The following is a 24,457-nucleotide window of genomic DNA, read 5'->3' as shown; positions in this document are numbered from 1 at the left end:
TTTAGAGGATGAAGTCTGAGGCCGAGAGCGAGGAGACGAAGTTCACGATGAACACCATCTCGGGGTTCGAGTCGGCATTGGTGTTCAGGCTCACCACGAGATCGTTGCCAACCTGCGTCAGCGAAATCTCGCCGGCGCTGAAGGAGCCGTCCGTGTCGATCGTGAAGGCCTGATCGCCCGCCACCGTGGAGTTGGCGTCGATGGCCGACAGATCGATCTTGTTGCCTGTCAGCCAATCCTGGATTTCATCCGCCTGATCGACGGTGGTGCCGCTGTCGGTCAGGGCCGAGAACACGAAGGTGTTGGCGCCCGCGCCGCCCTGCAGGAAATCGACGCCCGCGCCACCGTTAATGATGTCGTTGCCGTCACCGCCGTAAATCGTGTCAGAGCCAGCGCCGCCCACCAGCGTGTTATTGCCAGAGTTGCCGATCAGCGTGTTGTCGAGCGCATTGCCGGTGCCGTTGATAGCGGAGGTGCCGGTGAGCGTGAGGTTTTCGAGGTTGCTTCCCAGCGTGTAGGTAATGCTCGACTGCACCGTGTCGGTGCCTTCATTCGCAGCCTCGGTCACGACATCGCCGGCATTGTCGACCATATAGATGTCGTCGCCGTTATGGCCCGCCATCGTGTCGGCACCCGCGCCGCCATTCAGCGTATTGTTGCCATCGTTGCCGGTCAGAATGTTGTTGCTGGCGTTACCGATGGCGTTGATGTTCTTGGTGCCGGTCAGTGTCAGGTTCTCGACATTGGTGCCCAGCGTGAAGCTGATCGAGGAATAGACAGAGTCCGTTCCTTCGCCCGTCAGTTCCGTCACAACATCTTTCACGTTGTCGACATAGTAGGTGTCGTCACCCAAGCCGCCCACCATCGTGTCGCCGCCCGTTCCGCCATCGATGATATCGTTCCCGGCCAGGCCGGTCAGGGTGTTTGTCCCCGCGTTGCCGGTGATGATGTTGTCGAGTGTATTGCCGGTGCCAGAGATGTTGCTGCCACCAAGAAGCGTCAAGTTCTCCAGGTTGGCGCCCAAGGTGTAGGCGATCGAACTCTGCACCGTGTCTATGCCCTGGCCGCTCAGCTCCGTAATCGAGTCACCCACGGAGTCAACGACATAAGTGTCGTTGCCGAGACCGCCGACCATCACGTCGCTGCCGCGGCCGCCATTGAGCGTGTCATTGCCGTCATAGCCGTAGAGCGAGTTGGCGCCGCTGTTGCCGGTGATGACGTTATCGAGCTCGTTGCCGCTGCCGTTGATCGCCGAGACGCCGGACAGGAGAAGATTTTCGACATTGGCGCCCAGCGTGTAGGTGATCGACGAACTCACTGTGTCGATGCCCTCGTTAGCGTTTTCGACCACCACGTCGCCAGTGTTGTCGACATACATGTAGTCGTCACCCGTGCCGCCCACCATGGTGTCGGCGCCGCGTCCGCCGCTCAGCGTGTCGTTGCCGTCGAGGCCATAGAGCACGTTGTTCCCGATGTTGCCGGTGATTGTGTTGTCGAGGCTGTTGCCCGTGCCGTTGATGATCGCAGAGCCGCTGAGCGAGAGCTTTTCGATGTTGTCGCCCAGCGTGTAGGTCACCGAGGACAAAACAAGGTCAGTGCCTTCCCCGGCGTTCTCCACGACGATGTCACCTGCGTTGTCAACAACATAGCTGTCGTTGCCCAGGCCGCCGTACATAATGTCGGCACCCGCCTTTCCGTCGATCGTGTCATTGCCGCCCAGTCCGTACAGGGTGTTCACGCCGGCATTGCCTGTCAGCGTGTTGATCGTGTCGTTGCCGGTGCCATCAATATTGGCGGTCCCGGTCAGCGTGAGCTTCTCGACGTTGGCGCTCAGCGTGTAAGTGATGCTGGACTGCACCGTGTCGGTGCCCTGTCCGGCGTTTTCGATGACCACGTCGTTCACGTTGTCGACGATATAGGTGTCGCTGCCGTTGCCGCCGCGCATGGTATCGGCGCCCGCGCCGCCATCGAGCGTGTTGGAGCCGCTGTTGCCGACAATGATGTTGTCGAGTGTGTTGCCTACACCCTTGATGTTGCCGGTGCCCGTCAGCGTCAGGTTCTCGATGTTGGCGCCCAGCGTATAGTTGATCGACGCCATGACACGGTCAGTGCCTTCGCCCAGCTGCTCAGTAATGGTCACGCCGGTGTTGCCGACGATATAGGTATCATTGCCCGTGCCGCCGATCAGGATGTCGTTTCCGCCGCCGCCATTCAGCGTGTCGTTGCCGGCCAGACCCATCAGCGTGTTCACGGCAGCATTGCCGGTGATCACGTTATCCGAGCTGTTGCCGGTGCCGTTCACCGCCGAAGCGCCATAGAGCGTGAGGTTTTCGAAATTGGCACTGAGCGTGGTGGTGAACAGCGTGCGGATCGTGTCGATGCCTTCACCGGCGTTTTCGGTCGCCACGTCGCCCACGTTGTCGATGACGTAGGTGTCGTCGCCTGTGCCGCCGATCATCGTGTCGGCGCCCGCGCCGCCATCCAGCGTGTCGTTCCCCGCGAGGCCGGTCAGCACGTTGTTGCCGGCATTGCCGGTGATCACGTTGTCGTCGGCGGTACCGGTGCCGTTAATGTTGTCGGTGCCCGACAGGGTCAGGTTTTCAAAGTTCGCCAGCAGCGTGTAAGTGCGGTTGACGATCACCGTATCAACGCCCTCGCCGGCATTTTCGGTCACGACGTCGCCCACGTTGTCGATGACGTAGGTATCGTCGCCCAGGCCGCCGGCCATGGTGTCGGCGCCCGCGCCGCCATCGATCACGTTGGCGCCGCTGTTGCCGGTGATGACGTTGTTGCCCGAGTCGCCAGTGCCGTTTATCGAATCCGTGCCGAGCAGCACGAGGTTTTCGATGTTGCCGCCCAGCGTGAAGCTGAACACGGTCTGCACCGTGTCGTTGCCGCCACCGGCGTTTTCGACCACCACGTCGCCGGCGTTGTCGACGAAATAGGTATCGTCGCCCGCGCCGCCGATCATCGTGTCGGCGCCCGCGCCGCCGTCGATGATGTTGTTGCCGCTGTTGCCAGTGATGGTGTTGTCGCTGCCATTGCCGGTGCCATTGATATTGGCAGTTCCGGTGAGCGTCAGGTTTTCGATGTTGGCGCCCAGCGTAAAGGTCAGGGACGCGTTCACCGTGTCGGTGCCCTGGCCCGCCAGTTCCGTCACCACGTCACCGGCATTGTCGACGACATAGGTGTCGTTGCCGAGCCCGCCGGACATGGTGTCGGCGCCCGCGCCGCCATCGATCACGTTGTCGCCACTGTTGCCGATGATGATGTTGGCGAGCGTATTGCCCGTGGCGTTGATGTTGTTGGTGCCGGTCAGTGTCAGGTTTTCGATGTTGGCGCCCAGCGTAAAGGTGACGCTCGCCTGCACTGTGTCGGTGCCTTCGGATGCGTTCTCGGTCACCACGTCGCCTGCGCTGTCCACCACGTAGGTGTCGTCGCCCGTGCCGCCGATCATGGTGTCGTTGCCGCCGCCGCCGTCGATCGTGTCGTTGCCGGCGAGGCCGGTCAGCGTATTGTTGCCGCTGTTGCCAATGAGGATGTTGTCCGACGTGTTGCCGGTGCCGCTGATGGCGGCGGAGCCGGTGAGCGTGAGGTTCTCCACGTTGGCGCTGATCGTATGAGTCACGCTGGACTGGACGAGATCGGTGCCTTCCGAGGCGTTCTCGGTCACCACGTCACCCGTGTTGTCGACCACATAGGTGTCGTTGCCGGCGCCGCCGATCATGGTGTCTGCGCCCGTGCCGCCGTCGATCACATTGGCGGCGCTGTTGCCGGTGATGGTGTTGGCCAGCGCGTTGCCGGTGCCGTTGATGGCGGACGTTCCCGAGAGGATCAGGTTCTCGATGTTGGCGCCCAGATTGTAGCTGATCGAGGCGTTCACCGTATCGGTGCCGGCGCTCGCAGCTTCGGTAACCACATCGTTCACGCTGTCAACGTAGTAGGTATCATTGCCGACGCCGCCTGCCATGGTGTCGTCGCCGAGGCCACCGTTGATGACGTTGTCGCCGCTGTTGCCGGTGATGATATTGTTCAGTGCGTTGCCGGTGGCATTGATGGACGAAGTTCCGGTAAGTGTCAGGTTTTCAACATTGTTACCCAGTGTATAGGTGATCGAGGACTGGACGGTGTCGGTGCCTTCATTGGCATTTTCCGTCACCACGTCACCGGCGTTGTCGACCACATAGATATCGTCGCCCAAGCCGCCGATCATCGTGTCGGCGCCCGTGCCGCCGTCGAGCGTATTGGCGGCGCTGTTGCCGGTGATGGTGTTGTTGCCGCTGTTGCCTGTGCCGTTGATCGCCGATGTGCCGGTCAGCACGAGATTTTCGACGTTGGTTCCGATTGTATAGGTAACGCTGGCCTGGACGGTGTCTGTTCCTTCGCCAGCGTTTTCGGTGACCACGTCGCCCGTATTGTCGACGATATAGATATCATCGCCAGCGCCGCCCACCAGGGTGTCGGCACCCGCGCCGCCGTCCAGCGTGTTGTTGCCGCTGTTGCCGGTGATGGTGTTGGCCAGCGCGTTGCCGGTGCCGTTGATGGCGGAAGTGCCGGTGAGGGTCAGGTTTTCAACGTTGTTGCCGAGCGTGTAGGCGATGGAGGCCAGAACCGTGTCGGTACCTTCGCTGGCGTTTTCCGTCACCACGTCATTGACGCTGTCGACGGTATAGCTGTCGTTACCCGCGCCACCCACCATGGTGTCGTCGCCAGTGCCGCCGTCAATCGTGTCGTTGCCCGCGCCGCCAGTGATGGTGTCGTTGCCCGCACCGCCCGAAAGCGAATCCGCACCCGCGCCGCCGGTGATCGTGTCGGCGCCGCCGAGATTGGTGCCGGTGACGGTGATGCGGTTCGTGCCCGTCAGGCCTGAGGCATTGATCGTCACGCCATTGGTCATCGCCACGGCGGAATTGATGATTATGTCACCCACCGTGCCGTCGACGTTACCATCGGCAGTCGATACCTGGCTGTCCGCCACCGTGATGCTGAACCCTGCAGCGTTCTGGTTCAGGGTGATCTGGTCGATGTTGGTGATGGTGGTAAAGGTCGAGAGGTTGTAGGTCCCCGCCGCATCCAGGCGGATGGTATCAAGCGTCGCCGTTTCCAGCGTGCCGTTGATGGTTTCGCCAGCCGCGAGATCGGCAACTGCGCTCACCACGAAGGTGTCGGCACCCGCGCCGCCCGTCAGGTTGTCAGCGCCCGCGCCGCCGTTGATGGTATCATTGCCAGCACCGCCCGTGACGGTATCGGCGCCAGCACCCGAGATGATCGTGTCAGCGCCCGCACCGCCCGAGATGGTATCGGAACCCGACATATAGGTGCCGTCGAGGTTGATGCGGTTGGTGCCCGTGAGCGCCGATGCGTTGATGGTGTTGGAGGCAGACGTGGCGGCGGACGTGATGTTCAGGTCGCCAACCGTGCCGTCCTGATTGCCGTCAGCGGTCGAAACCTGGCTGTCGGCGATGGTCAACGTGAAGCTCGAGCTCGTATTGTTGAGCGAAATCTGGTCGATGTTGGTGATGGTCGTGAAGGTGGAAAGGTTGTAGGTGCCCGCGCCGTCAAGGCGCAGCGTGTCCAGGCCAGCCGCTTCCGAAGTGCCGTTGATCGTTTCGCCGGCTGCGAGATCGGTGGAGGTGGTGATCACGAAGGTGTCGGAGCCAGTGCCGCCAGTCATCGTATCGACGCCCGCGCCGCCGGTGATCACGTCATTGCCAGCACCGCCGGTGAGCAAGTCATTGCCTGCGCCGCCGTTCAGCCAGTCATTGCCCGCGCCGCCGGTGATCGTGTCGGCACCGCCAAGGTTGGTGCCGTCGGTGATGATGCGGTTGGAGCCCGTCAGGCCCGCCGCACTCACCGTGATGCCGTTCGTCATGGCGACGTTGGCGCCGATATTCAGTTCCCCGGTGATGCCGTCCTGCGAGTAGTCGGCGGTTGACACCATGCTGTCGTTGACGGTCAGCACGAAGCCGGTGGCGTTGGTGTTGACCAGGATCTGGTCAATGTTGGTGATGGTGCTGAAAGTCGAGAAGTTATAGCTGCCTGCGGCGTCGAGGCGGATGGTGTCGAGCGTGCCGGATTCCAGCGTACCATTGATGGTTTCGCCCGTGGCGAGATCGGTGGTGGCGGAAAGAACGAAGGTGTCCGCGCCCAGGCCGCCCACCATGGTGTCGGCGCCTGCGCCGCCGGTGATCGTGTCGGCCTGCGAGCTGCCGGTGATGGTGTCGGCCGATGAGGTGCCGGTGATCGACACGAGATCGGCGGAATTCCACGACGAAAATGTCCAGCCGGCGGCGGTGAAGCTCGATGCGCCGGTGATGTAGAGCTGGTGGGTGCCAGTATTGCCGGTGATGATGGCGGAATTTGAAATGAGATTGGTGCCGAAGTTCGAGGCGTTGAAGGTGGCGCTCGAGGTGCCCGAGGTGTTGTCGAAGGTGATACCTTCATAGTTCTTGAAGGTTGTCGTCGCGGCTGCGGTCAGGCTGACCGTCACACCCGACGAGCCCGAAATCAGGATCGAGTTCAGTACCGGCCGCGCCATCGAACACGTCGGTTGATTGGATCTGGTTGGTATTGGTGACAGTCAGCGTGTCCGCGCCCGTCGTTTGGGTAATGCTGTCGGTGCTCGTCGTTGCATTGCTGTTCGCCATCTGCCGTTCTCCCGAACTTTGCTTGCGCGCGAAAATCGCGCCGCAGGAAACTTTTGCCCACGGTCACTTAAACTCAAGGTTGCGCATGCGGCAAACGAATGCCCGGCATGTCCTCAACGAGTAATTACTGAGCAGGAAAGAACTGTTTGGGAATTCTTCAGCAATGGCCCAAGCCGCTGAAAAATCGCTATGTTTATGATTTTCCAATATATTTCAAATTCGTTAATGATATCGCGCCAATTCTTTTAATGGCCGCCGCTGCAGCGCTCAGCCGGTGCTGCATGACTGGCGTTTCAGCCGCGAGTAAAGTGCTTCGGCGGAACCGGCTCAATAACTCAACTATAACGTGAATATTAAAATTGAAACTTTTGGCGTGATTTACGCTAATTCCCGCGGCGGCATGTTCCACAAGGCCAGCGCGGGTTCATCCATCCGGTTATGGCCGTAGCCGAGAATGCCAAAGCACGCAGTGCCGAAGAGAAGATGTTGCGCCTCTTCGATTCCGAGGCCGATCCATCGCACCGCCAGAGCGCGGCTGAAATGGCCGTGGCTGAACAGTGCGATGGTTCCTTCCATCGCGCGCAGGCGGGCGATCAGCCGACCGGCACGGGCTGTGACATCCGATGGAGACTCCCCTCCCGGGCAACCATCGCGATAAATATTCCAGCCCGGCGTTTCGGCATTGATTTGCGCGGAGAGCAGGCCTTCGTAGCGGCCATAGTTCCATTCGGCCAAATCAGGCTCGATCTCGGCCGGACCCAGTCCCGCGAGGTCCGCCGTGCGCTGGGCGCGCTGCAAAGGGCTGCTGAGAACATGATCAAATTGAATGCCAGAGAGGCGCGTGGCCAGCGCCAGCGCATCTTCCTCACCTTCAGGAAGAAGCGGCAAATCGGTGAGGCCGGTGTGACGGCCCGACTGCGACCATTCCGTTTCGCCGTGGCGGATCAGGAAAACGCGCTGCATCTCAGAGCGTCACCACTGCGCCATCGGCCTTCTTCCATGCGTCAATGCCGCCTTCGATATGGCGCGCCGCGATGCCTGAATCCTGCGCCGCCTGAACGGCCATGGCGGAGCGTTCGCCAAAGGCGCAATAAAACACGATCTGCTTGCCCGCTGAGAGGGCCAGCGCATGCAGCATGCCGCCGGGCAGAAGATTTTCCTGCAAGGCCGCATAAGGCGCGTGCAGCGAGCCGGGAATCACGCCGTGGCGTTCGCGCTCGCTCTTCTCCCGCAGGTCCACCAGCACGGCAGCGCCCTGCTGGCCCAGAGCGCCCGCCTGCGCAGGAGAAAGCGCCCAGCCTTTCCGCGCGATCTCCTGCTGGTGCAATCCGATCTTCACATTGGCGGGAACCGCCACATCCATCATCTTCGGGTTGGGCAGGTTCAGTCCGTTCATCAGCGCCACATAGTCATCCACCGATTTCACCTGCAGGCGCGGATTGTACCGCTTCTCCTCGCCGATCGTTGAAACCGTATCCCCCTTATAGTCATGAGCCGGGAACACCATCATGTGATCGGGCAGGCGCAACAGGCGATTGAAAATCGAATCATATTGCTGGCGCGCATCGCCATTCTGGAAATCGGTGCGCCCGGTGCCGCGGATCAGCAGCGTGTCGCCGGTGAAAACGCGGTCCTGCATCGCGAAGCTGTAAGAGTCATCGGTGTGACCTGGCGTGTAGATTACATCCATGGACAGGCCTTCCACGGTGAGTTTGTCACCATCCGCCAGACGCATGGAGACGACATCGGCCTTCGTCTGCTCTCCCATCACGGTGATGCAGTGGGTGTGGTCGCGCAACGCCCCGAGGCCAGTGATGTGATCGGCGTGAAGATGAGTGTCAACGGCCTTGACGAGGCGAAGGTCGAGTTCGCGCATCAGCGTCAGATAGCGGTCCACCTTCTCGATGACCGGATCGATGATCAGTGCCTCGCCGCCAGCGCGCGAGGCCAGCAGATAGGAATAGGTGCCGGAGACACTGTCGAACAATTGCCTGAAAATCATCGCTTGCCCATCCCGGCCTAAATCGTGCCGCTCATGTTAGCCCGCGCCATGGGCCTGGTCACGCCGAACCGGCATCTGATCATAGCGCAAATCGGCCCCTGTGACTCCTTGTGATTTTGAGGCGCCAATTCCGGCGCGCAACAGCCCCGGAATGCCATCATCGCGCCGCCTAATTCCGCCCGAACAGCCGCTCGATATCGGCGAGCTTCAGCTCGATGAAGGTGGGGCGGCCGTGGTTGCACTGGCCGGAATTGGGCGTCGCTTCCATCTCGCGCAGCAGCGCGTTCATTTCGTCCGGGCGCAAGGCGCGGCCGGAGCGCACGGAGTGATGGCAGGCCATGGTGGCGAGGATGTGATTGATGCGGTCCTCGATACGGGTGGAAACGCCCTGCTCCGCCAGTTCATCCGCCACATCCTGCACGAGGCCCGCCACATCGCCATGGGCAAGAGCGGCTGGCACTTCGCGCACCAGCACGGCGCCCTCTCCAAAGGCTTCGACGGCCAGGCCGGATTGCGCCAGAACATCCGCCGCGCCTGCCACGCGCTCGGCCAGCACCGGATCGAGGTCGATCACCTGCGGCACCAGAAGCGGCTGCGTGGCGATCCTGCCGCCTTCGCGCTCGCGCTTCAGCCGTTCATAGACCAGCCGTTCATGCGCCGCGTGCTGATCCACCAGCACCATGCCGCTTGCCGTCTGTGCCACGATGTAATTGCCGTGAAGCTGCGCCCGCGCCGCGCCCAAGGGATGATCGGCAGCGGGTGCTTCCTCGCCGTGAGAGGGCGCCGCGAGGGGCATGTCCATCGCGAAGGCGTCCTGCCGCTCTGTAAAGCCTCCTTGCGGGGCGGCGGGCCAAATGGCGGGGCGGAAACTTTCCGCCGTGGCCTGCGCCAGATGCAAATCCGCCTTCTGGCCGCTTTTCGCCAGGGCCCGGCGGATCGCCGAAATGATCAGCCCACGGAGCAGTGCGCCGTCGCGGAAGCGCACTTCCGATTTGGCGGGATGCACGTTGACGTCCACGCGCTCTGGCGGGCAGGTGACGAACAGAACGACGGCGGGATAGCGGCTTCGCGACATCAGATCGGCATAGGCGCCGCGGATGGCCGAGGCCAGGAGCTTGTCGCGCACCGGCCTGCCGTTGACGAACATCCATTGCTGCGTGCTCTGGGCACGCGACCAGGTGGGAAGCCCGGCATAGCCCCTGACGTTGAGCCCCTCGCGCGCGGCGTCGAAGGCGACGGCATTTTCCATGAACTCGCGCCCCGCCAGCCTGCGGATTCGCTCCTCTTCCGTATCACCCGCCGGAACATCGATGAGACGCCGCTCCTCGGTCACGAAGCTGAAGCCAATGGCGGGATGCGCCATGGCGATGCGACGCAAGGTTTCCGCCGCTTCTGCCGTTTCGCCGCGATCGGTTTTGAGGAATTTGAGACGGGCGGGCGTGGCGAAGAAGAGATCGCGCACATCCACTTCTGTGCCGCCGTTCAAGGCGGCGGGCCGGGTGGCGCGCAATTCGCCGCCTTCAACGGCAATGCTGTATCCCTGCCCGCTGCCATTGAGGCGCGAGGCAATCGACAGCCTTGCAATGGCCCCGATGGACGGCAGCGCCTCGCCGCGAAAGCCAAAAGAGCGGATGTCGATCAGCGCATCGTCGGAGAGCTTGGAGGTGGCGTGGCGCTCCACCGCCAGTTCGAGATCAGCGGCGTCCATGCCTGATCCGTCATCGCTGACCCGGATCAGCGTCTTGCCGCCGCCGCGGAAGGCCACGTCGATCTGGGTGGCGCCGGCATCCACGGCGTTTTCGACAAGCTCCTTCACCACGCTGGCCGGGCGTTCGATCACTTCGCCGGCCGCGATGCGGTTTATGGTGCCTTCGGAGAGCCTTCGGATTCGCATGTCCGCATCATAGCGGGCGCGGATCAGCCATCGGAGAAGATATTTCCGATGTTCTTGATGGTGCCGTAGTTGGGGTTCTGCTGGCGCTTCTTGGCGAGATAGATCGCCTTCAGTTCGGCGTCCAGTTCGGCTTGCGTCTTGGGGGTGCCATCCGGCTTGGTCTTGGAAATGCCGTTCCGCTCGTAGACATCGCCCTGCACCGCCGGGGCTGACGCGACAGTGGTTGGCACCGATGCCATTTTCGTGGCGGGAGCCGCGACGGCCGGCTGCTGCGCCGCATAGGCCGCAGCCTCGCTGGGCGGGTGAAGCTGGAGATCGGGCGGCATGGTGAGGTCAGGGTGCGCCTGCGCCGTTTTCACGCTCTGGCTGTCGTCACCCAGCAGATTCGAGGTCGTCATGCTGCTGCAACCCGCAAGGGCAACCGCCGCCACACCGGCCAGAAACATCGGGGCAAATTTCATCAGTCCGCAACTCCAACGGCGAATTCCAGCAAATTCGCTCGAAATTCAGGCATTTCCGTGACGGGCGCGCCCTGACGGAAGGCCGAGTGATTCATACAGCAGCAGCCCCACACCCGCAACGATGGCCACATCCGCCAGGTTGAACACGTACCAGCTGAAGCTGCCCACATGGAAATGGAAGAAATCCGCAACCGCCCCGTGCACCGCCCGGTCCAGCGCATTGGAGAGCGCACCGCCGATGATCAGCCCCAGGGCGGCGGAGGTGAACAGCTTGGGCGCCCGGTTGGCCCACAGCCACAAGGCCACCGTGACCAGAAGGCTCAAGGCGATCAGCAGGCCCTGAGCATGGGTGCGGAACAGGCCATAGGAAATGCCGTAGTTCCACGTCAGCACGAGCTCAAAGAAAGAGGTGAGCGTGATGGGCTGCCGGTCGCCGATCCCCACCACGTCCAGCATCCACCATTTATGCGTCTGGTCGAGGCCGAAGATCAGCGCCGCCAGCGCCAGAATGAGGGGGGCGCGGGCGCTCCACAGCTTCAGCATGCTCACACCGTCTTTCCGAAGCGGTGCTCCCATTCGCGCACGGCCTCGGCATCGCGGGGCGTAATGTCGGGGAACTGTTTGTCGCTTCCCACCTCCGGCGTGATCTTCCACGACCTGGCACAGCGCCTGCCCTCGGCGGGCTTGAACACCACGGCAACGCCCGGCACATTCTCCAGCCGGAAGGCATCGGCGGGGCCTTCGCCATCCTTCAGCGTAGCACCCGAGGTGATGGCGATTTCGGCAAGGTCCACGCCGTCCAGCGCCTGCCGGAGTGCGGGATCGTTGACATAGACATCAGGGGCGGCTTCGAGGGCGGAGCCAATGGTCTTCTTCACCTGCCGCTCGATTTCGAGCGCGCCCGTGACCACCGAGCGGACGCTGCGGATTTTCTCCCATTTTTCGGCCAGCGCGGGATTCGCCCATTCATCGGGGGTGCGGGCGAATTGCATGACATGCACGGAGGAGCCTTCGCCATTGAAGCGCGACAGCCACACCTCCTCCATGGTGAAGGTGAGGATGGGCGCCCACCAGGTGGTGAGGCAATGGAACAGCTGGTCCAGAACCGTGCGGCAGGCCCGGCGGCGGTTGCTGGACCACGGATCGCAATAGAGCGAATCCTTCCGGATATCGAAATAGAAGGCCGACAGGTCCACCGTCATGAAATTGGTGAGGAGCGCGAAGAGCCGCTTGTAGTCGAACACCTCATAGGCGGCGCGCACCTGTCCTTCCAGCTCATGCAGGCGGTGGAGGATGTAACGCTCCAGCTCCGGCATATCCCTGTAATAGACGGTCTCCCAATCCTTGAGGCCCTCAAGCGAGCCCAGAATATAGCGCATGGTGTTGCGGAGCTTGCGATAGGCCTCGATGTTGGTCTTGAGCACTTCAGGCCCGAGGCGCAGATCCTCGGCATAATCGGCGGAGGCCACCCACAGGCGCAGGATGTCGGCGCCTGATTGCTTGATGACTTCCTGCGGCGTCACGATGTTGCCGAGCGACTTCGACATCTTGCGGCCATCCTCGGCCACCACGAAGCCGTGGGTGAGCACCGCGTCATAGGGCGCGCGGCCCCGCGTGCCGCAGGCTTCGAGCAGCGAGGAATGGAACCAGCCGCGATGCTGGTCAGACCCTTCGAGATAGAGATCGGCCGGCCATTTGAGATCGGGCCGCTGTTCCAGCACGAAGGCATGGGTCGAGCCTGAATCGAACCACACATCGAGAATGTCGCGGACCTGCTCCCACTCCTGCGAATTGTAATCGCGGCCCAGAAACCGGGTAGCCGCGCCCTCCGCGAACCAGGCATCGGCGCCTTCTTGCAAAAACGCATCAACGATCCGCTGGTTCACCTTGGAATCATTGAGGATTTTTCCCGTGTCCTTGTTCACGAAAATGGCGATGGGCACGCCCCAAGCGCGCTGGCGCGAGATCACCCAATCGGGCCTTTGCTCGATCATGGCGCGGATGCGGTTCTGCCCCGAGGCCGGGAAGAAGGCCGTATCGTCGATGGCTTTCAAGGCGATCTCGCGCAGGCCCTTGGCTTCCATGGAGATGAACCATTGCGGCGTGTTGCGGAAGATGATCGGCTTCTTCGAGCGCCAGCTATGGGGATATTGATGCTTGAGGCGGCTCCGGCCGATCAGCATTCCGGCATCGATCAGGGCCTTGATCACCGCCTCGTTGGCATCGCCCTTCTCGCCCTTCGCCGTGATGACAGTGCGGCCCTCGAAGCCCGGCGCTTCCTTGGTCATCACGCCATCGGCGTTGACGGTGAAGGGGATGGGGCCGCCCACCTTGTCCATCCAGATGTTATAGTCATCCGCGCCATGGCCGGGGGCGGTGTGGACGAAACCCGTGCCGGCATCATCGGTGACGTGATCGCCGTCGAGCAGCGGGACGGGAAAATCGTAGCCCAACGGCGCGAGCGGATGAGCGCAAGTAAGGATCGCCGGATCAACATCGGCAAGGCGCGCGTAACTTTCAACCTTCGCCGCCTTCATCACCTCTTCAGCAAGGCGGTCTGCGAGGATAAACCTGTCGCCATCCTTCGCCCAGTTGCCTTCGGCCGCACCCGTCACCTGATAAAGGCCATATTTGATCTTCGATGAAAAGCTGATGGCGCGGTTACCCGGAATGGTCCACGGCGTTGTCGTCCAGATAACGACGCTTGCCGATTTGAGATCGCCCAGGTGCTGTTCGGAAAGACCAACAAAATCCCGCAGCGCATCTTCCCATCCGGTGCGAAGCTCTTTCACCGGAAACTTCACGTAGATCGTGTCGCTGGTGTAATCCTGATATTCCACCTCAGCTTCGGCCAGTGCCGTCTTTTCGACGACGCTCCACATCACCGGCTTCGAGCCGCGATAGAGTTGGCCTGAGTCCGCGAATTTCATCAGCTCATTGGCGATCAGCGCCTCGGCGCGGTAGTTCATGGTGAGATAGGGATTGTCCCAGTCACCCGTGACGCCCAGCCGCTTGAACTCCGCGCGCTGCACATCGATCCAGTGGGCGGCGAACTTCCGGCATTCGTCGCGGAATTCGTTGATGGGGATTGCGTCCTTGTTCTTGCCCTTGGCGCGGTAGTCCTCCTCCACCTTCCATTCGATGGGAAGGCCGTGGCAGTCCCAGCCCGGCACATAGTTGGAATCGAAGCCCGACATCTGGCGCGAGCGCGTCACGATGTCCTTCAGGATCTTGTTAAGCGCGTGGCCGATGTGCAGGTTGCCGTTGGCATAGGGCGGCCCGTCATGCAGCACATATTTGGGCCGGCCCCGGCTCTCCTGGCGCAGCCGCTTGTAAAGCCCCATCGCCTCCCAGCGTTTCAGAAGCTCGGGCTCTTTCTGCGGCAGGCCCGCCTTCATGCCGAAGTCGGTTTTCGGCAGGAAGACGGTGTCGCGGTAGCGGTCGTTTTTTTCGGTCTTGTCGTTCATCTGGGGCGTCCAATCTCTCTGGGCGCGCTTCTAGCAGCGCCCAAAGGCCCCGGCAATCAACTCCGCTTGGCCTTGCTGTCGGCGATGACGCAGAGCATTTCCCACATCAGGTTGGCGGCCACCACGGCGGTGATGCCGGTGGGATCATAGCAGGGCGCCACCTCGCAGATATCGCCGCCCACCAGATGCTTGCCCCGGAGCGAACGCACCATCATCTGCACCTCGCGCGGCGTGAGCCCGCCGATTTCGGGAACGCCGGTGCCAGGCGCCCAGGCGGGGTCGATGCCGTCAATGTCGATGGTGATGTAGGTGGGGCCTTTGCCCGTCACCCGGTCGATCTCCTTCAAAACCGCCGCGCGGCCCTTTTCCTCATATTCATCCATGGTGATGCAGGTGAAGCCGTTGTCCTGACCCCATTTGATGTCGTCGGGCGAGAAGCGCGAGCCGCGCAGGCCGATCTGGATGACGCGCTTCGGATCAATCAGCCCCTCCTCGACGCCCCGGCGGAAGGTGGTGGCATGGTTGATCTTGGTGTCGGCCATCGAATCCAGCGTATCGGCATGGCTGTCGATATGGACGATGCCCACCGGCTCTTTCTTCGCAATGGCGCGCAGGATGGGCAGCGGCACGGTGTGGTCGCCGCCGATCGAGATGGGGGCCGCCCCTGCCGCGTGAATTTTCTGGAAGAAGGCCTCGATCATGTCGATGGATTTGAGCAGGTCGATGGGGTTCACCGGCGCATCGCCGACGTCCGCCACGTTGCAGATGTCATAGGGCGCGATGCCCGATGTGGGGTGCACGCGGCGAATCAGGCGGGACGCCTCGCGCACGGCGGAAGGGCCCTGCCTGGCGCCGCTCCGGTAATTCACGCCGATGTCGAAGGGCACGCCGCAAAGTGCGATGTCAAGATCATCGGAAATCTCGTGTTTCTGCGTGCGCATGAAGGTGGCGATGCCGGAAAAGCGCGGCGTTACGGCGGCATCGACGGGCTGGAAGCGCGGGTCTTTTTTCATCATGTCCTGCAAGCTAAGAGAGGAGATCAGAGGGAGTTTTCAATGAGCGGATTACAGACCATTCCGGCCCGCCGTGGCAAGGCCGTCAGGCTTTCCAAGGGCCAGTCGGTGAAGATCATCAACACCCATGGCAACCAGATCGTCGACACCTGGGCCTTCAACGCGGGCGATCTCCGTGAATATATGGGCATGGAGCATTGCCGCGCCTTCTGGGAACGGCTTTATCCCGTGGTGGGCGACAAGATGGTGACCAACCGCCGCCGCCCCATCCTGACTCTCACAGAGGACACCTCGCCCGGCCGCCACGACACGCTGATCGCCCCTTGCGACAATGAACGCTACGGGCTTCTGGGCTGCACGCACTATCACGACAACTGCCGCGACAACATGCACGCGGGGCTGATGGAGCTGGGAATTTTCGTTCCCTATTGCCCGCCCTCGCTCAACACCTTCATGAACATCCCGTGGCGGCAGGACGGCGCGCTCGAATGGGGCAACTGCCTGTGCAAGCCCGGCGACCATGTGGTGTTCCGCGCCGAGATGGATGCGATCGTTGCCTTCTCCGCCTGCCCGCAGGACCTGCTCCCCATCAACAACGGCATCACCACGGAAGCGCATTTCGAGGTGATGTGACTCTGTTCAAACCTGTCTTTCCGGCGGAAGCCGGGAAGACAGGTTGAAGGCCGTCACTTCGTCTTCTCAAACCGCAGCACCCCCGCCACCCTCGCGGCGCCGCCGGTGTCGGAAGGATGCGACACGCCATCCATCACCGGCACTTCGACAAAATCGAACGGGCTCACGCCATCGAGGCAGGCCACGTTGATGCCGAACAGCTTCGGGTTCGAGCGGCGCTGGTGGTGGGTATAGATGCCGCAGGTCTTGCAGAAATAATGTTTCGCCGTGCGGGTATTGAATTCATAAAGCGTGAGGTTGTCCTCGCCCCGGATGAAGGCAATGTCCGCAAGCTCAGCCGAAACGGCAATGGCCCCGCGCATCCGGCAATAGGAACAGGTGCAGCGCCGGATGGTGTTGAACCCGTCCGAAAGCCTGACGCTGAACTTCACCGCCCCGCAGTGGCATGAGGCGGTGTGATGATCATCGGGCATTGGCGATCTCTCCCAACGGCGCGCACGCCGTTGTCAGGCCTTTTATGGTTGCGCTGACTCTTTTATGCGCGTGCCCTCATCGAAACCGATGAACTCATCATAGGCGATAAGCACAGCGGCGGATTTGCGGCCCCTGCGCGTGACGATCACGATATCGCGGTCCTGCTCAAGACTGTCCATCACGGTCCTGAAATTCTTGCGAAGCTGTGTCCGACTGATCTGGCGCATGCGGAAGATTTGCGGGAAAGACGGAGCTATTGCAAGCATCCGCATACAGCCATACTGCCACGCTCTCCCGTCACCCGGATGACAATCAGGGTTCCGCTTGCCGAAGGTTGAAGCGGGATTCTGGCGTGCGCCAGAATGACGGGAAAAATGGCAATCACCCCGTCTCGCTCTCGCGGAGAGGGAGAAAAACAAATATCTTGACTTTATTCCTATTCTATGACCATATCCCTCTCGGGCTGTTCCAAAGGAGGGGACGATGTCGACAGCGTCCCGGTATCGCGAAACAGCCCGCGGGTCCCGCGCCCGGTGCCGTAACGCAGCACCGGTCCCGGGCCTTATCGTGCAGCCCCGGGGCCACTATGAGCCCCGCGCCGCAAGGCCGTTAGGCAGCTCCAGGCGAGCAGAGCCGAAGCGCTGCATGCCAAAGGTCACCCCCGCGCCGCAAAGCCGGGCGCAAGCGCCCCTCGATTTCCCCATTCCTCCCGGATTGCGTGAGCCCCGGCTCCGGCATTCCCCTCCACCCTCTCCGGCGCGGGGGCCGCCCGCCGTCAGCACAGGTTCACTTTCGCGCTGTCGCCGTCTGGCGATGATGCTGCTTGGCCGCCATTAGCTCTCGAAGGTGTCGTAGACCTTGCGGGCGAGTTGCATCATCGGCGCTTCGTCCATCTCGCCGGCCAGCGCGAAGGCGAGGCGGTCGCCCAGCCAGTAGCAGGAGATGAGCGGGCCTTTGTGCTCGATCCGGAGCGCCGTTTCGGTGTGGGCTGGGTTGGCGGTCAGCAGCAGCGTGATGCGCTGTTTCTTCGCGTCCTCATACATGATCTGCGCCGCAGGCTTGTCATCCACCGCCAGCAGCCTGCCGCCCACCAGGGCGTAACCTTCGGCCTCAAGGTCGGGGATGGCGAAATTCACGCCCACGCGCTTCGAGAGCCAGGCCTGCAGATGGTCGCGGTCATCGGCCCACACCTCAACCGGATGCTTGACCTCGGGGGCATAAATTTCATGCGCGGCCAGCGCCGCATCGGCAAATGTCTCGGCGGGCGAGGCCTGACGGTCCGCCGCCAGCCAGCCGCCCAATCCGCCCACGGCCAGCAATCCCACAGCCGCCGCAGCCGACACCCAAGTCCGGGCCATCCGCCGCGCGGGCTGGGCCAAAGCCGCTGCAAGCGCCGGCGGAACCGGCTCGTCCAGCACGCCGTCATAGGCGCGCTTCAGCGCCTCATTCTGCTGGCGGTAAGCCTCCACCGTGGCGCGAGCTTCCGGATTGTCGCGCAACAGGCGTTCCACGGCATCGCGCTCGCCCGCTTCCAGTTCGCCATCCACATAGGCGCTCAAGGCCCATGTTTCGATTGATTTCAGCTCGCTCATTTCACACGCCGGAGCACGGTATGCCCACGGTCCTCCAGGATTTGCCGGAGCGCGCTCCGCGCCCGCGCCAGCCGCGACATGATGGTGCCCACCGGCACGCCGATGATCTCCGCCGCGTCGCGGTAACTCATCTCCTCAAGCCCCACGAGCACGATCACCTCGCGGTGCTGGGCGGGCAGGCGTTCCAGCGCCTCCGCCACCAGAGAGGCGGAGAGCCGGTGCTCCTGCTCGGGCGCCACGGCGCCTTCGCCATCGGCCAGATCGTCCACGGTCTTCACCACCATGGACCGGCTCTGGTGCCTGAGCCCGCTGATGAAGAGATTGCGCAGCACCGCGTAGAGCCAGGCCCGCAAGGGGCGCGCCGGGTCATAAAGGTGGCCCTTCACGATGGCGCGCTCGATGCAATCCTGCACCAGATCATCAGCGAGCGCCGCATCTCCAGCCAGCGCACGCGCAAAGCGGCGCAGGTGAGGCAGTTCAGCGGCAAGCTGGGTGCGGAAATCCATGGGGTTTCAAGGCCTTTCGAGCGTTACGCCCGGAGCCTGCCGCCTATTCCCTCAGCGGCCCGGCTGCCATTTGTCGCGCAGCGTGACGAGTTCCTCAGCCGCCGTCGGGTGCACCGCCATGGTGGCGTCGAAATCCGCCTTGGTGGCGCCGAGACGGAGCGAAATGCCCAGAAGCTGCGCCATCTCCCCGGCATCCGGCCCACAGATATGGCAGCCCAGAACGCGGTCTGTCTCGCCATCCACCACCAGCTTCATCAGCGTGCGCTCGTCGCGGCCGGAGACGGTATTCTTCATCGGGCGGAAGCTCGTCTTGTAAATATCGACCGCCTTCACCTGCCGACGCGCCTCCTCCTCGGTCAGGCCCACGGTGCCGATCTCGGGCTGCGAAAAGACAGCCGTGGGAATCAGGCTGTGATCCACCTTGGTGGGCCTGCCGCCAAACACTGTGTCGGCAAAGGCGTGGCCTTCGCGGATCGCCACCGGCGTCAGGTTGGCGCGGTTGGTCACATCGCCCACCGCATAAATATTGTCGACGGAGGAGCGGGAATAGTCATCGACCTTCACCGCGTGGTGCGGCGTGAGCTCTACGCCCGCCGCTTCAAGGCCGAGCCCCGCAACATTAGGGATGCGCCCGGTAGCAAACATGATCTGCCCGGCGCCAAAGGCAGCGCCGCCCTCAAGCGTGACCCGCACGCCATCGCCCGAACGGTCAATGCGCGTGACATCGGTCTCCGTGCGGAGCTCAACGCCTTTCTTGATCATCTCGGCGGCAAGATGATTGCGCAAATCGTCATCAAAGCCGCGCAGAATCTGCTCGCCGCGATAGAGCAGCACCGTCTCGACGCCGAGGCCGGAGAAAATGCCGGCAAATTCCACCGCGATATAGCCGCCGCCGACGATCACGATGCGCGACGGCAATTTTTCCAGATGGAACGCCTCGTTGGAGGTGATCGCCAGCTGGTGCCCGGGCAGATGGCGCGGCACGAACGGCGTGGCGCCGGTGGCGATCAGGATATATTTCGCCGTCACCTTACGGCCCGAGGCGAGGCGCACGGTGTGGCGATCTTCCAGCACTGCGCGTTCAAGGATCAGCTCAGCGCCCGCGCCTTCAAGGTTGCGGATATAGGCCTTGTTGAGCCGGTCGATCTCTTTGTCTTTGTTTTCGATCAGCGTGGCCCAGTCGAAGGAGACTTTCTCCGACGTCCAGCCGAAACCCACCGCATCCTCGAAATCCTCGGCGAATTTCGATGCGTAGACGAGCAGTTTCTTCGGCACGCAGCCCCTGATCACGCAGGTGCCGCCGACGCGGTATTCCTCGGCCACCGCAACTTTGGCGCCATGTTTGGCGGCGATCCGCCCGGCGCGTACGCCGCCCGAACCCGCGCCGATGACGAAGAGATCGTAGTCGTAGGTTGTCATGCCTTGCGGAACGTCTTCACGCCGTCCTTGCCGGCCATCAGGATGATCCCGCAGATGCCGATGAACAGGCCATGATCGACAACGCCGGGAACGCTCTTGAGCAGCGGATCCAGCCGCGAAGCATCGGGAATGCTGCCGATCGACACATCGATGATGGCGTTGCCGCTGTCGGTGCGAAACGGCTTACCATCCTTCATGCGCAGCGTCAGCTTGCCGGTGAGATTGCAGATCTTGAGCGCGCGCTCGATCTTCCACGCCGTCGCCGCGACGCCAAAGGGAATGACTTCCACGGCCAGCGGAAACTTGCCCAGCGTGTCCACACGCTTCGAACTCATCGGCGATGACGATCATGTAGCGCGCCGAGGTGGCGACGATCTTCTCCAGCAGCAGCGCGCCGCCGCCGCCCTTGATCAACTGGAACTTGCCGTCAAACTCGTCCGCGCCGTCGACGGCGATATCGAGAAAGGGATGCTTTTCGAGATCGGTGATGGTGATGCCATTTTCGACCGCCAGCTTGTGTGTCTGGCCGGAAGTGGGAACGCAGAGAACGTCCAGCCCTGCCCTCACCTTCGCGCCAAGCGCCGTCACGAAATGGGCTGAGGTGGAGCCGGTGCCCAGCCCCACCTTCATGCCCGGCTTCACATAGTCCAGCGCCGCAAGTGCGGCGGCTTTCTTGAGGTCTTCGGATGTCACTTCGCCAGCCCGCCCATCAGCATGTATTTCATTTCCACATATTCCTCGATGCCATGGCGCGAGCCTTCGCGGCCAAGGCCGCTCTCCTTGACGCCGCCGAAGGGCGCTTCCGCCGTCGATATGATGCCCTCGTTGATGCCGACCATGCCGTATTCGAGGCCTTCCGCCACGCGCCAGACGCGGCCGATGTCACGCGAATAGAAATAGCAGGCGAGGCCGAACTCGGTGGCGTTGGCCATTTCAATGGCCTCCTCCTCGGTCTTGAACTTGAAGAGCGGCGCAACCGGCCCAAACGTCTCCTCACGCGCTACGGCCATGGCCGCCGTCACATCGCGGAGCAGCGTCGGCTCGAAGAAATTGCCGCCCATCGGCTTGCCGCCCAACACGATGCTGGCGCCCTTCTTCACGGCGTCATCAATATGCTCCTGCACCTTGGCGACAGCGGCCTTGTTGATGAGCGGGCCGGTGGTGACGCCGTTCTGCGCGCCGTCACCGACATTCAGTTTCTTCACCGCCTCTGCAAGCTTCGACGCGAAGGCATCATAGACGCCTTCCTGGACGAGAATGCGGTTGGCGCAGACGCAGGTCTGGCCGTTGTTCCGGTACTTGGAGGCCATGGCGCCCTGCACCGCCGCATCGAGATCGGCGTCATCGAAGACGATGAAGGGGGCATTGCCGCCGAGCTCCAGCCCCACCTTCTTGATGGTGGGCGCGCATTGCGCCATCAGCACGCGGCCCACTTCGGTCGATCCCGTGAAGGTCAGCGCACGGACGATCGGGTTGGAAGTCATCTCCGCGCCGATCTCGCGCGACACGCCGGTGATGACGGAGAAAACGCCCGCTGGAATGCCCGCGCGCTCCGCCAGTTCACCCAGGGCCAGCGCCGAGAAAGGCGTTTCATTGGCGGGCTTCACCACGAAGGCGCAGCCTGCCGCCAGCGCCGGGCCAGCCTTGCGGGTGATCATCGCATTGGGGAAGTTCCACGGGGTGATGGCCGCCACCACGCCCACTGGCTGCTTGATGACCACCATGCGCGCCGCGGGCCAGGGCGAGGGAATGGTCTCGCCATAGATGCGCTTCGCCTCCTCGGCGAAGAATTCCACGAAGGACGCGCCATAGCCGATTTCACCGCGCGATTCGGCGAGCGGCTTGCCCTGCTCCGCCGTCATGATCTGCGCCAGATCCTCCTGGTTCTCCATCATGAGGTTGAACCATTTGCGCAGGATGCCGGCGCGCTCCTTGGCGGATTTCTTCGCCCAGTCTTTCTGCGCCCGCTGCGCCGCTTCAATCGCCTGCTTCGTTTCGGCGGCGCCCAACTTCGGCACCGTGCCGATGACGCTTTCATCGACAGGGTTCGTCACGTCGATGGCGGCCTTGCCCCCCACCCACTTGCCGTCGATATAGCATTTGTCCTTGAGCAGCGACTTGTCCTTGAGTATGTCGCGCAGTAGCTGGGTCTTACGGATATCCATGGTCGGTCTCCTGTCCGGTCGGGCGCGCTCTTAGCATGGCGGCGCTCAGGGAACAAACGGGCCAGATGTGCGGAGGCTGCATGGCGGATCGCGTGGTGATTTTCGATCTGGACGGGACGCTGGTGGACACCGCGCCCGACCTGATGCGCGCCACCAATCATGTTCTGGCGGCCCACAGGCGGCGGCCGATTTCGCTCGATGAAGTGCGGGTGTTCGTGGGCCATGGTGCCCGGGCGCTGATTACGCGGGGTTTCGCCGCGACGGGCGGCTTGCCGGAGAATTTCGACGTCGAGCCCTCCTATCATGAATTCGTGTCGTTCTATTCCCGGCATATCTGCGAGGGCAGCACGGTGTTTCCGGGCCTGCTGCCGCTGCTTGACCGTCTCAAGGCAGAGGGCATCCGGCTTGGCGTGTGCACGAACAAGCTTGAGGGACTTTCCGTCCAGCTTCTCGCGGCGCTGGATATGACGCATTATTTTGGTTCGGTGATCGGGCCGGATACGCTGGGCATTTCCAAGCCTGATCCCCGCCCGTTCCGGGAGGCCGTGACGCGGCTCGGATTCGATGATCCTGAAGCGGTGATGGTGGGCGATAGCGAGACCGATATCCTCACCGCCCGCGCGGCCGGCGTGCCGGTGCTGGGCGTTCCCTTTGGCTACACGCCACAGCCCGTCGCCAGCTACAACCCCGACCGGATGATCGCGCATTATGACGAGGGCTATGACGCGCTGATGGCGCTGTTTGTGAAGGAGTGAAGCGGGCCGTTTCGCGTCCTTGACTTCAATCCCCCGCCCCGCCTATACCCCGCTCACCCTCAAGCGGGCGATTAGCTCAGTTGGTAGAGCACTGTGTTCACATCGCAGGGGTCACTGGTTCGAGTCCAGTATCGCCCACCATCTCGATATTTGCATCCGGATTTCTACCCCTTTTCGGCATTCGGCGCGCAGCATAGCCCGCGCGGGGATTTGCCGGCAAACGCCTTACTTTCCAAACTGAGTTGGCACAACCGTTCAGGCTTGGAAGATTTCTTCTAAACGAAAATCTGCTGCCCGTGTTGCTTTCGCGAGTCCGGCGGCAATGGCGCTGTGAGGCGTGACACCTGCCCAATTGCCTCCGCCATGCCAACATGGGAAACGGACTATTGTTCGGTCCCGAAGGAGGCGTTGATTCGATGCCGACGGACGATACGAAGGAAGGCGCGCTATCGCGGAAAAGATATCTTGCCGCCCTGCTTTGGGGCGGGTTTGGCGGCGCGGCGGTTGTGGCACTTCCCTATGCCGCGGCCATATTGATCAAGCTGTTCATGGGAATCTCCGTTTTTTCCGGGCATCTTCTTGAACCGCAACTCGGCATCAGCCTGCTCTTGATCTTGCCTTTCATCCAGGGCGCCATCGCGGGGCTGATCGCGGGGAACCTTCCAAACCCTCTTAAAACATGTGGCGGTCTCGGCGCGCTGATGCTGCTGCTTGATTACCTTCTCGCCATGCTGTTCCTGGGCGAAGGAGTCATCTGCCTGATCATGGCCTTTCCCCTCTATGGCGGCATCATGGGCGTGGGGCTGGCCACCGGCAGGGCCTTCGCAATTTCCAGAAATCAGCGCACCTTTCGCGCCGTCCTGATTCCGCTGGCCGTGCTGGCCGTCGTCATTGATACCGAGGCATCGCCTCCCAGCTATTCCAACGCGATCAGCGATGCGGTGACCATCAACGCGCCGCCGGACCGCGTCTGGCGCTATATTGTTTCCTATCCTGACAACACCAATCCGCCTGACTATTGGCTCTGGCGCATCGGCTTGCCCATGCCGGTGCAATCGACGGCCAGTGCTGCCGCAATTGGCGCGGAGCGGCAATGCCGCTTTACCAACGGCATCGCCTTCGACGAGCAGATCACCGAGATCGTTCCCAACAAGGTGATGACGTTCAAGGTCACGGCGCAGCCCAATCACCCCGAGATCATCGGGCATTTCAGCCTGGACAAGGGCCAGCTTTATCTGGAGGAAAATCCCGACGGGACGACCACAGTCATCGCGACGAGTTGGTATCGCATCTTCGTAAGGCCCGCGCCGTATTTCGACTGGTGGGCGGAAGACATTGTGCGCAACATCCACTTCCGCGTACTCAATCACATGAAGGAGCTGGCTGAGGCTGACAATCGCTCTCAGGCGGCGATGCTGGAAGACTAGCC

At 62.2% G+C, this 24,457-nt stretch carries 18 protein-coding genes, 1 tRNA gene and 1 pseudogene; 4 read left to right on the top strand and 16 right to left on the bottom strand.

The features are described 5' to 3' along the window. Window position 1: 1 nt before the first annotated feature. The 9 genes from QM694_RS01670 to speB all read right to left on the bottom strand — a co-directional run bounded on the left by QM694_RS01670 (window position 2) and on the right by speB (window position 15,487). Window positions 2–6,538, bottom strand: a complete 6,537-nt coding sequence (locus QM694_RS01670; protein ID WP_415005211.1) for an RTX toxin — start codon at window positions 6,536–6,538, stop codon at window positions 2–4. After that, the gene (locus tag QM694_RS01665) at window positions 6,441–6,647 is read right to left on the bottom strand and encodes a hypothetical protein (protein WP_415005210.1); all 207 of its coding nucleotides are present in this window, start codon (window positions 6,645–6,647) and stop codon (window positions 6,441–6,443) included. Before QM694_RS01665 ends, QM694_RS01670 begins: the two co-directional genes overlap by 98 nt. Before the next feature lie 378 nt (window positions 6,648–7,025). Next, a complete protein-coding gene (locus QM694_RS01660) occupies window positions 7,026–7,610 on the bottom strand; it encodes a histidine phosphatase family protein (protein WP_415005209.1) in 585 nt (194 codons plus the stop codon). 1 nt (window position 7,611) lies between these two features. Then, window positions 7,612–8,649: an MBL fold metallo-hydrolase gene (locus QM694_RS01655; protein ID WP_415005208.1), complete on the bottom strand. Its 1,038-nt coding sequence runs from the start codon at window positions 8,647–8,649 to the stop codon at window positions 7,612–7,614. A 169-nt stretch (window positions 8,650–8,818) separates the two neighbouring features. Continuing rightward, a complete protein-coding gene (gene mutL / locus QM694_RS01650) occupies window positions 8,819–10,543 on the bottom strand; it encodes a DNA mismatch repair endonuclease MutL (protein ID WP_415005207.1) in 1,725 nt (574 codons plus the stop codon). A gap of 23 nt (window positions 10,544–10,566) precedes the next feature. Continuing rightward, window positions 10,567–11,004, bottom strand: coding sequence for a hypothetical protein (locus QM694_RS01645; RefSeq protein WP_415005206.1), 438 nt, complete (start codon window positions 11,002–11,004; stop codon window positions 10,567–10,569). A 45-nt stretch (window positions 11,005–11,049) separates the two neighbouring features. Continuing rightward, on the bottom strand, window positions 11,050–11,547 hold the full coding sequence (lspA, locus tag QM694_RS01640; protein WP_415005753.1) for a signal peptidase II: 498 nt from the start codon (window positions 11,545–11,547) through the stop codon (window positions 11,050–11,052). A gap of 2 nt (window positions 11,548–11,549) precedes the next feature. Next, window positions 11,550–14,471, bottom strand: coding sequence for an isoleucine--tRNA ligase (ileS, locus tag QM694_RS01635; RefSeq protein WP_415005205.1), 2,922 nt, complete (start codon window positions 14,469–14,471; stop codon window positions 11,550–11,552). 56 nt (window positions 14,472–14,527) lie between these two features. Next, on the bottom strand, window positions 14,528–15,487 hold the full coding sequence (gene speB / locus QM694_RS01630; RefSeq protein WP_415005204.1) for an agmatinase: 960 nt from the start codon (window positions 15,485–15,487) through the stop codon (window positions 14,528–14,530). A gap of 39 nt (window positions 15,488–15,526) precedes the next feature. Between speB and QM694_RS01625 the strand changes: the two genes are divergently transcribed. Then, complete coding sequence (locus QM694_RS01625) at window positions 15,527–16,117, top strand: DUF1989 domain-containing protein (RefSeq protein ID WP_415005203.1); 591 nt, start codon at window positions 15,527–15,529, stop codon at window positions 16,115–16,117. Window positions 16,118–16,170: 53 nt separating this feature from the next. On the opposite strand, the gene QM694_RS01620 is transcribed toward QM694_RS01625, so the two are convergent. The 7 genes and pseudogenes from QM694_RS01620 to QM694_RS01590 all read right to left on the bottom strand — a co-directional run bounded on the left by QM694_RS01620 (window position 16,171) and on the right by QM694_RS01590 (window position 22,273). After that, the gene (locus QM694_RS01620; protein WP_415005202.1) at window positions 16,171–16,590 is read right to left on the bottom strand and encodes a GFA family protein; all 420 of its coding nucleotides are present in this window, start codon (window positions 16,588–16,590) and stop codon (window positions 16,171–16,173) included. Between the two features lie 42 nt (window positions 16,591–16,632). After that, window positions 16,633–16,818 carry a type II toxin-antitoxin system Phd/YefM family antitoxin gene (locus QM694_RS01615; RefSeq protein ID WP_415005201.1) on the bottom strand — a complete coding sequence of 62 codons (186 nt, stop codon included), beginning with the start codon at window positions 16,816–16,818 and terminating at the stop codon, window positions 16,633–16,635. A 606-nt stretch (window positions 16,819–17,424) separates the two neighbouring features. After that, window positions 17,425–18,183, bottom strand: a complete 759-nt coding sequence (locus QM694_RS01610; RefSeq protein ID WP_415005200.1) for an anti-sigma factor family protein — start codon at window positions 18,181–18,183, stop codon at window positions 17,425–17,427. After that, entirely contained in the window at window positions 18,180–18,689 is a 510-nt protein-coding gene (locus tag QM694_RS01605) for a sigma-70 family RNA polymerase sigma factor (RefSeq protein ID WP_415005199.1), read from the bottom strand. Before QM694_RS01605 ends, QM694_RS01610 begins: the two co-directional genes overlap by 4 nt. Window positions 18,690–18,740: 51 nt before the next feature. Further along, on the bottom strand, window positions 18,741–20,108 hold the full coding sequence (gene gor / locus QM694_RS01600) for a glutathione-disulfide reductase (protein ID WP_415005198.1): 1,368 nt from the start codon (window positions 20,106–20,108) through the stop codon (window positions 18,741–18,743). Beyond that, a pseudogene (gene rpiA / locus QM694_RS01595) lies at window positions 20,105–20,801 on the bottom strand (ribose-5-phosphate isomerase RpiA). Before rpiA ends, gor begins: the two are co-directional and overlap by 4 nt. After that, entirely contained in the window at window positions 20,798–22,273 is a 1,476-nt protein-coding gene (locus QM694_RS01590; RefSeq protein WP_415005197.1) for an NAD-dependent succinate-semialdehyde dehydrogenase, read from the bottom strand. Before QM694_RS01590 ends, rpiA begins: the two are co-directional and overlap by 4 nt. A gap of 80 nt (window positions 22,274–22,353) precedes the next feature. Between QM694_RS01590 and gph the strand changes: the two genes are divergently transcribed. The 3 genes from gph (at window position 22,354) to QM694_RS01575 (ending at window position 24,455) form a co-directional block, all read left to right on the top strand. Next, window positions 22,354–23,028, top strand: coding sequence for a phosphoglycolate phosphatase (gene gph, locus QM694_RS01585; RefSeq protein WP_415005196.1), 675 nt, complete (start codon window positions 22,354–22,356; stop codon window positions 23,026–23,028). A gap of 65 nt (window positions 23,029–23,093) precedes the next feature. Next, window positions 23,094–23,169: transfer RNA gene (locus QM694_RS01580), tRNA-Val, on the top strand. Between the two features lie 275 nt (window positions 23,170–23,444). Next, window positions 23,445–24,455 carry a hypothetical protein gene (locus tag QM694_RS01575; RefSeq protein ID WP_415005195.1) on the top strand — a complete coding sequence of 337 codons (1,011 nt, stop codon included), beginning with the start codon at window positions 23,445–23,447 and terminating at the stop codon, window positions 24,453–24,455. Window positions 24,456–24,457 lie beyond the last annotated feature (2 nt).

The sequence above is a fragment of the Aestuariivirga sp. genome (genome assembly GCF_047602625.1).
GTDB lineage: Bacteria > Pseudomonadota > Alphaproteobacteria > Rhizobiales > Aestuariivirgaceae > Aestuariivirga.
The sequence above is the reverse complement of the archived record's forward strand: the minus strand, read 5'-3'. Positions and strand labels throughout refer to the sequence as shown.

What these genes read in the sequence shown, in the direction of transcription:
- QM694_RS01670 (WP_415005211.1), bottom strand. Translation starts at nt 6,538, where the DNA reads ATGGCGCGGCCGGTACTGAACTCGATCCTGATTTCGGGCTCGTCGGGT.
- QM694_RS01665 (WP_415005210.1), bottom strand. Translation starts at nt 6,647, where the DNA reads ATGGCGAACAGCAATGCAACGACGAGCACCGACAGCATTACCCAAACG.
- QM694_RS01660 (WP_415005209.1), bottom strand. Translation starts at nt 7,610, where the DNA reads ATGCAGCGCGTTTTCCTGATCCGCCACGGCGAAACGGAATGGTCGCAG.
- QM694_RS01655 (WP_415005208.1), bottom strand. Translation starts at nt 8,649, where the DNA reads ATGATTTTCAGGCAATTGTTCGACAGTGTCTCCGGCACCTATTCCTAT.
- mutL (WP_415005207.1), bottom strand. Translation starts at nt 10,543, where the DNA reads ATGCGAATCCGAAGGCTCTCCGAAGGCACCATAAACCGCATCGCGGCC.
- QM694_RS01645 (WP_415005206.1), bottom strand. Translation starts at nt 11,004, where the DNA reads ATGAAATTTGCCCCGATGTTTCTGGCCGGTGTGGCGGCGGTTGCCCTT.
- lspA (WP_415005753.1), bottom strand. Translation starts at nt 11,547, where the DNA reads ATGCTGAAGCTGTGGAGCGCCCGCGCCCCCCTCATTCTGGCGCTGGCG.
- ileS (WP_415005205.1), bottom strand. Translation starts at nt 14,471, where the DNA reads ATGAACGACAAGACCGAAAAAAACGACCGCTACCGCGACACCGTCTTC.
- speB (WP_415005204.1), bottom strand. Translation starts at nt 15,487, where the DNA reads ATGATGAAAAAAGACCCGCGCTTCCAGCCCGTCGATGCCGCCGTAACG.
- QM694_RS01625 (WP_415005203.1), top strand. Translation starts at nt 15,527, where the DNA reads ATGAGCGGATTACAGACCATTCCGGCCCGCCGTGGCAAGGCCGTCAGG.
- QM694_RS01620 (WP_415005202.1), bottom strand. Translation starts at nt 16,590, where the DNA reads ATGCCCGATGATCATCACACCGCCTCATGCCACTGCGGGGCGGTGAAG.
- QM694_RS01615 (WP_415005201.1), bottom strand. Translation starts at nt 16,818, where the DNA reads ATGCGCCAGATCAGTCGGACACAGCTTCGCAAGAATTTCAGGACCGTG.
- QM694_RS01610 (WP_415005200.1), bottom strand. Translation starts at nt 18,183, where the DNA reads ATGAGCGAGCTGAAATCAATCGAAACATGGGCCTTGAGCGCCTATGTG.
- QM694_RS01605 (WP_415005199.1), bottom strand. Translation starts at nt 18,689, where the DNA reads ATGGATTTCCGCACCCAGCTTGCCGCTGAACTGCCTCACCTGCGCCGC.
- gor (WP_415005198.1), bottom strand. Translation starts at nt 20,108, where the DNA reads ATGACAACCTACGACTACGATCTCTTCGTCATCGGCGCGGGTTCGGGC.
- QM694_RS01590 (WP_415005197.1), bottom strand. Translation starts at nt 22,273, where the DNA reads ATGGATATCCGTAAGACCCAGCTACTGCGCGACATACTCAAGGACAAG.
- gph (WP_415005196.1), top strand. Translation starts at nt 22,354, where the DNA reads ATGGCGGATCGCGTGGTGATTTTCGATCTGGACGGGACGCTGGTGGAC.
- QM694_RS01575 (WP_415005195.1), top strand. Translation starts at nt 23,445, where the DNA reads ATGCCGACGGACGATACGAAGGAAGGCGCGCTATCGCGGAAAAGATAT.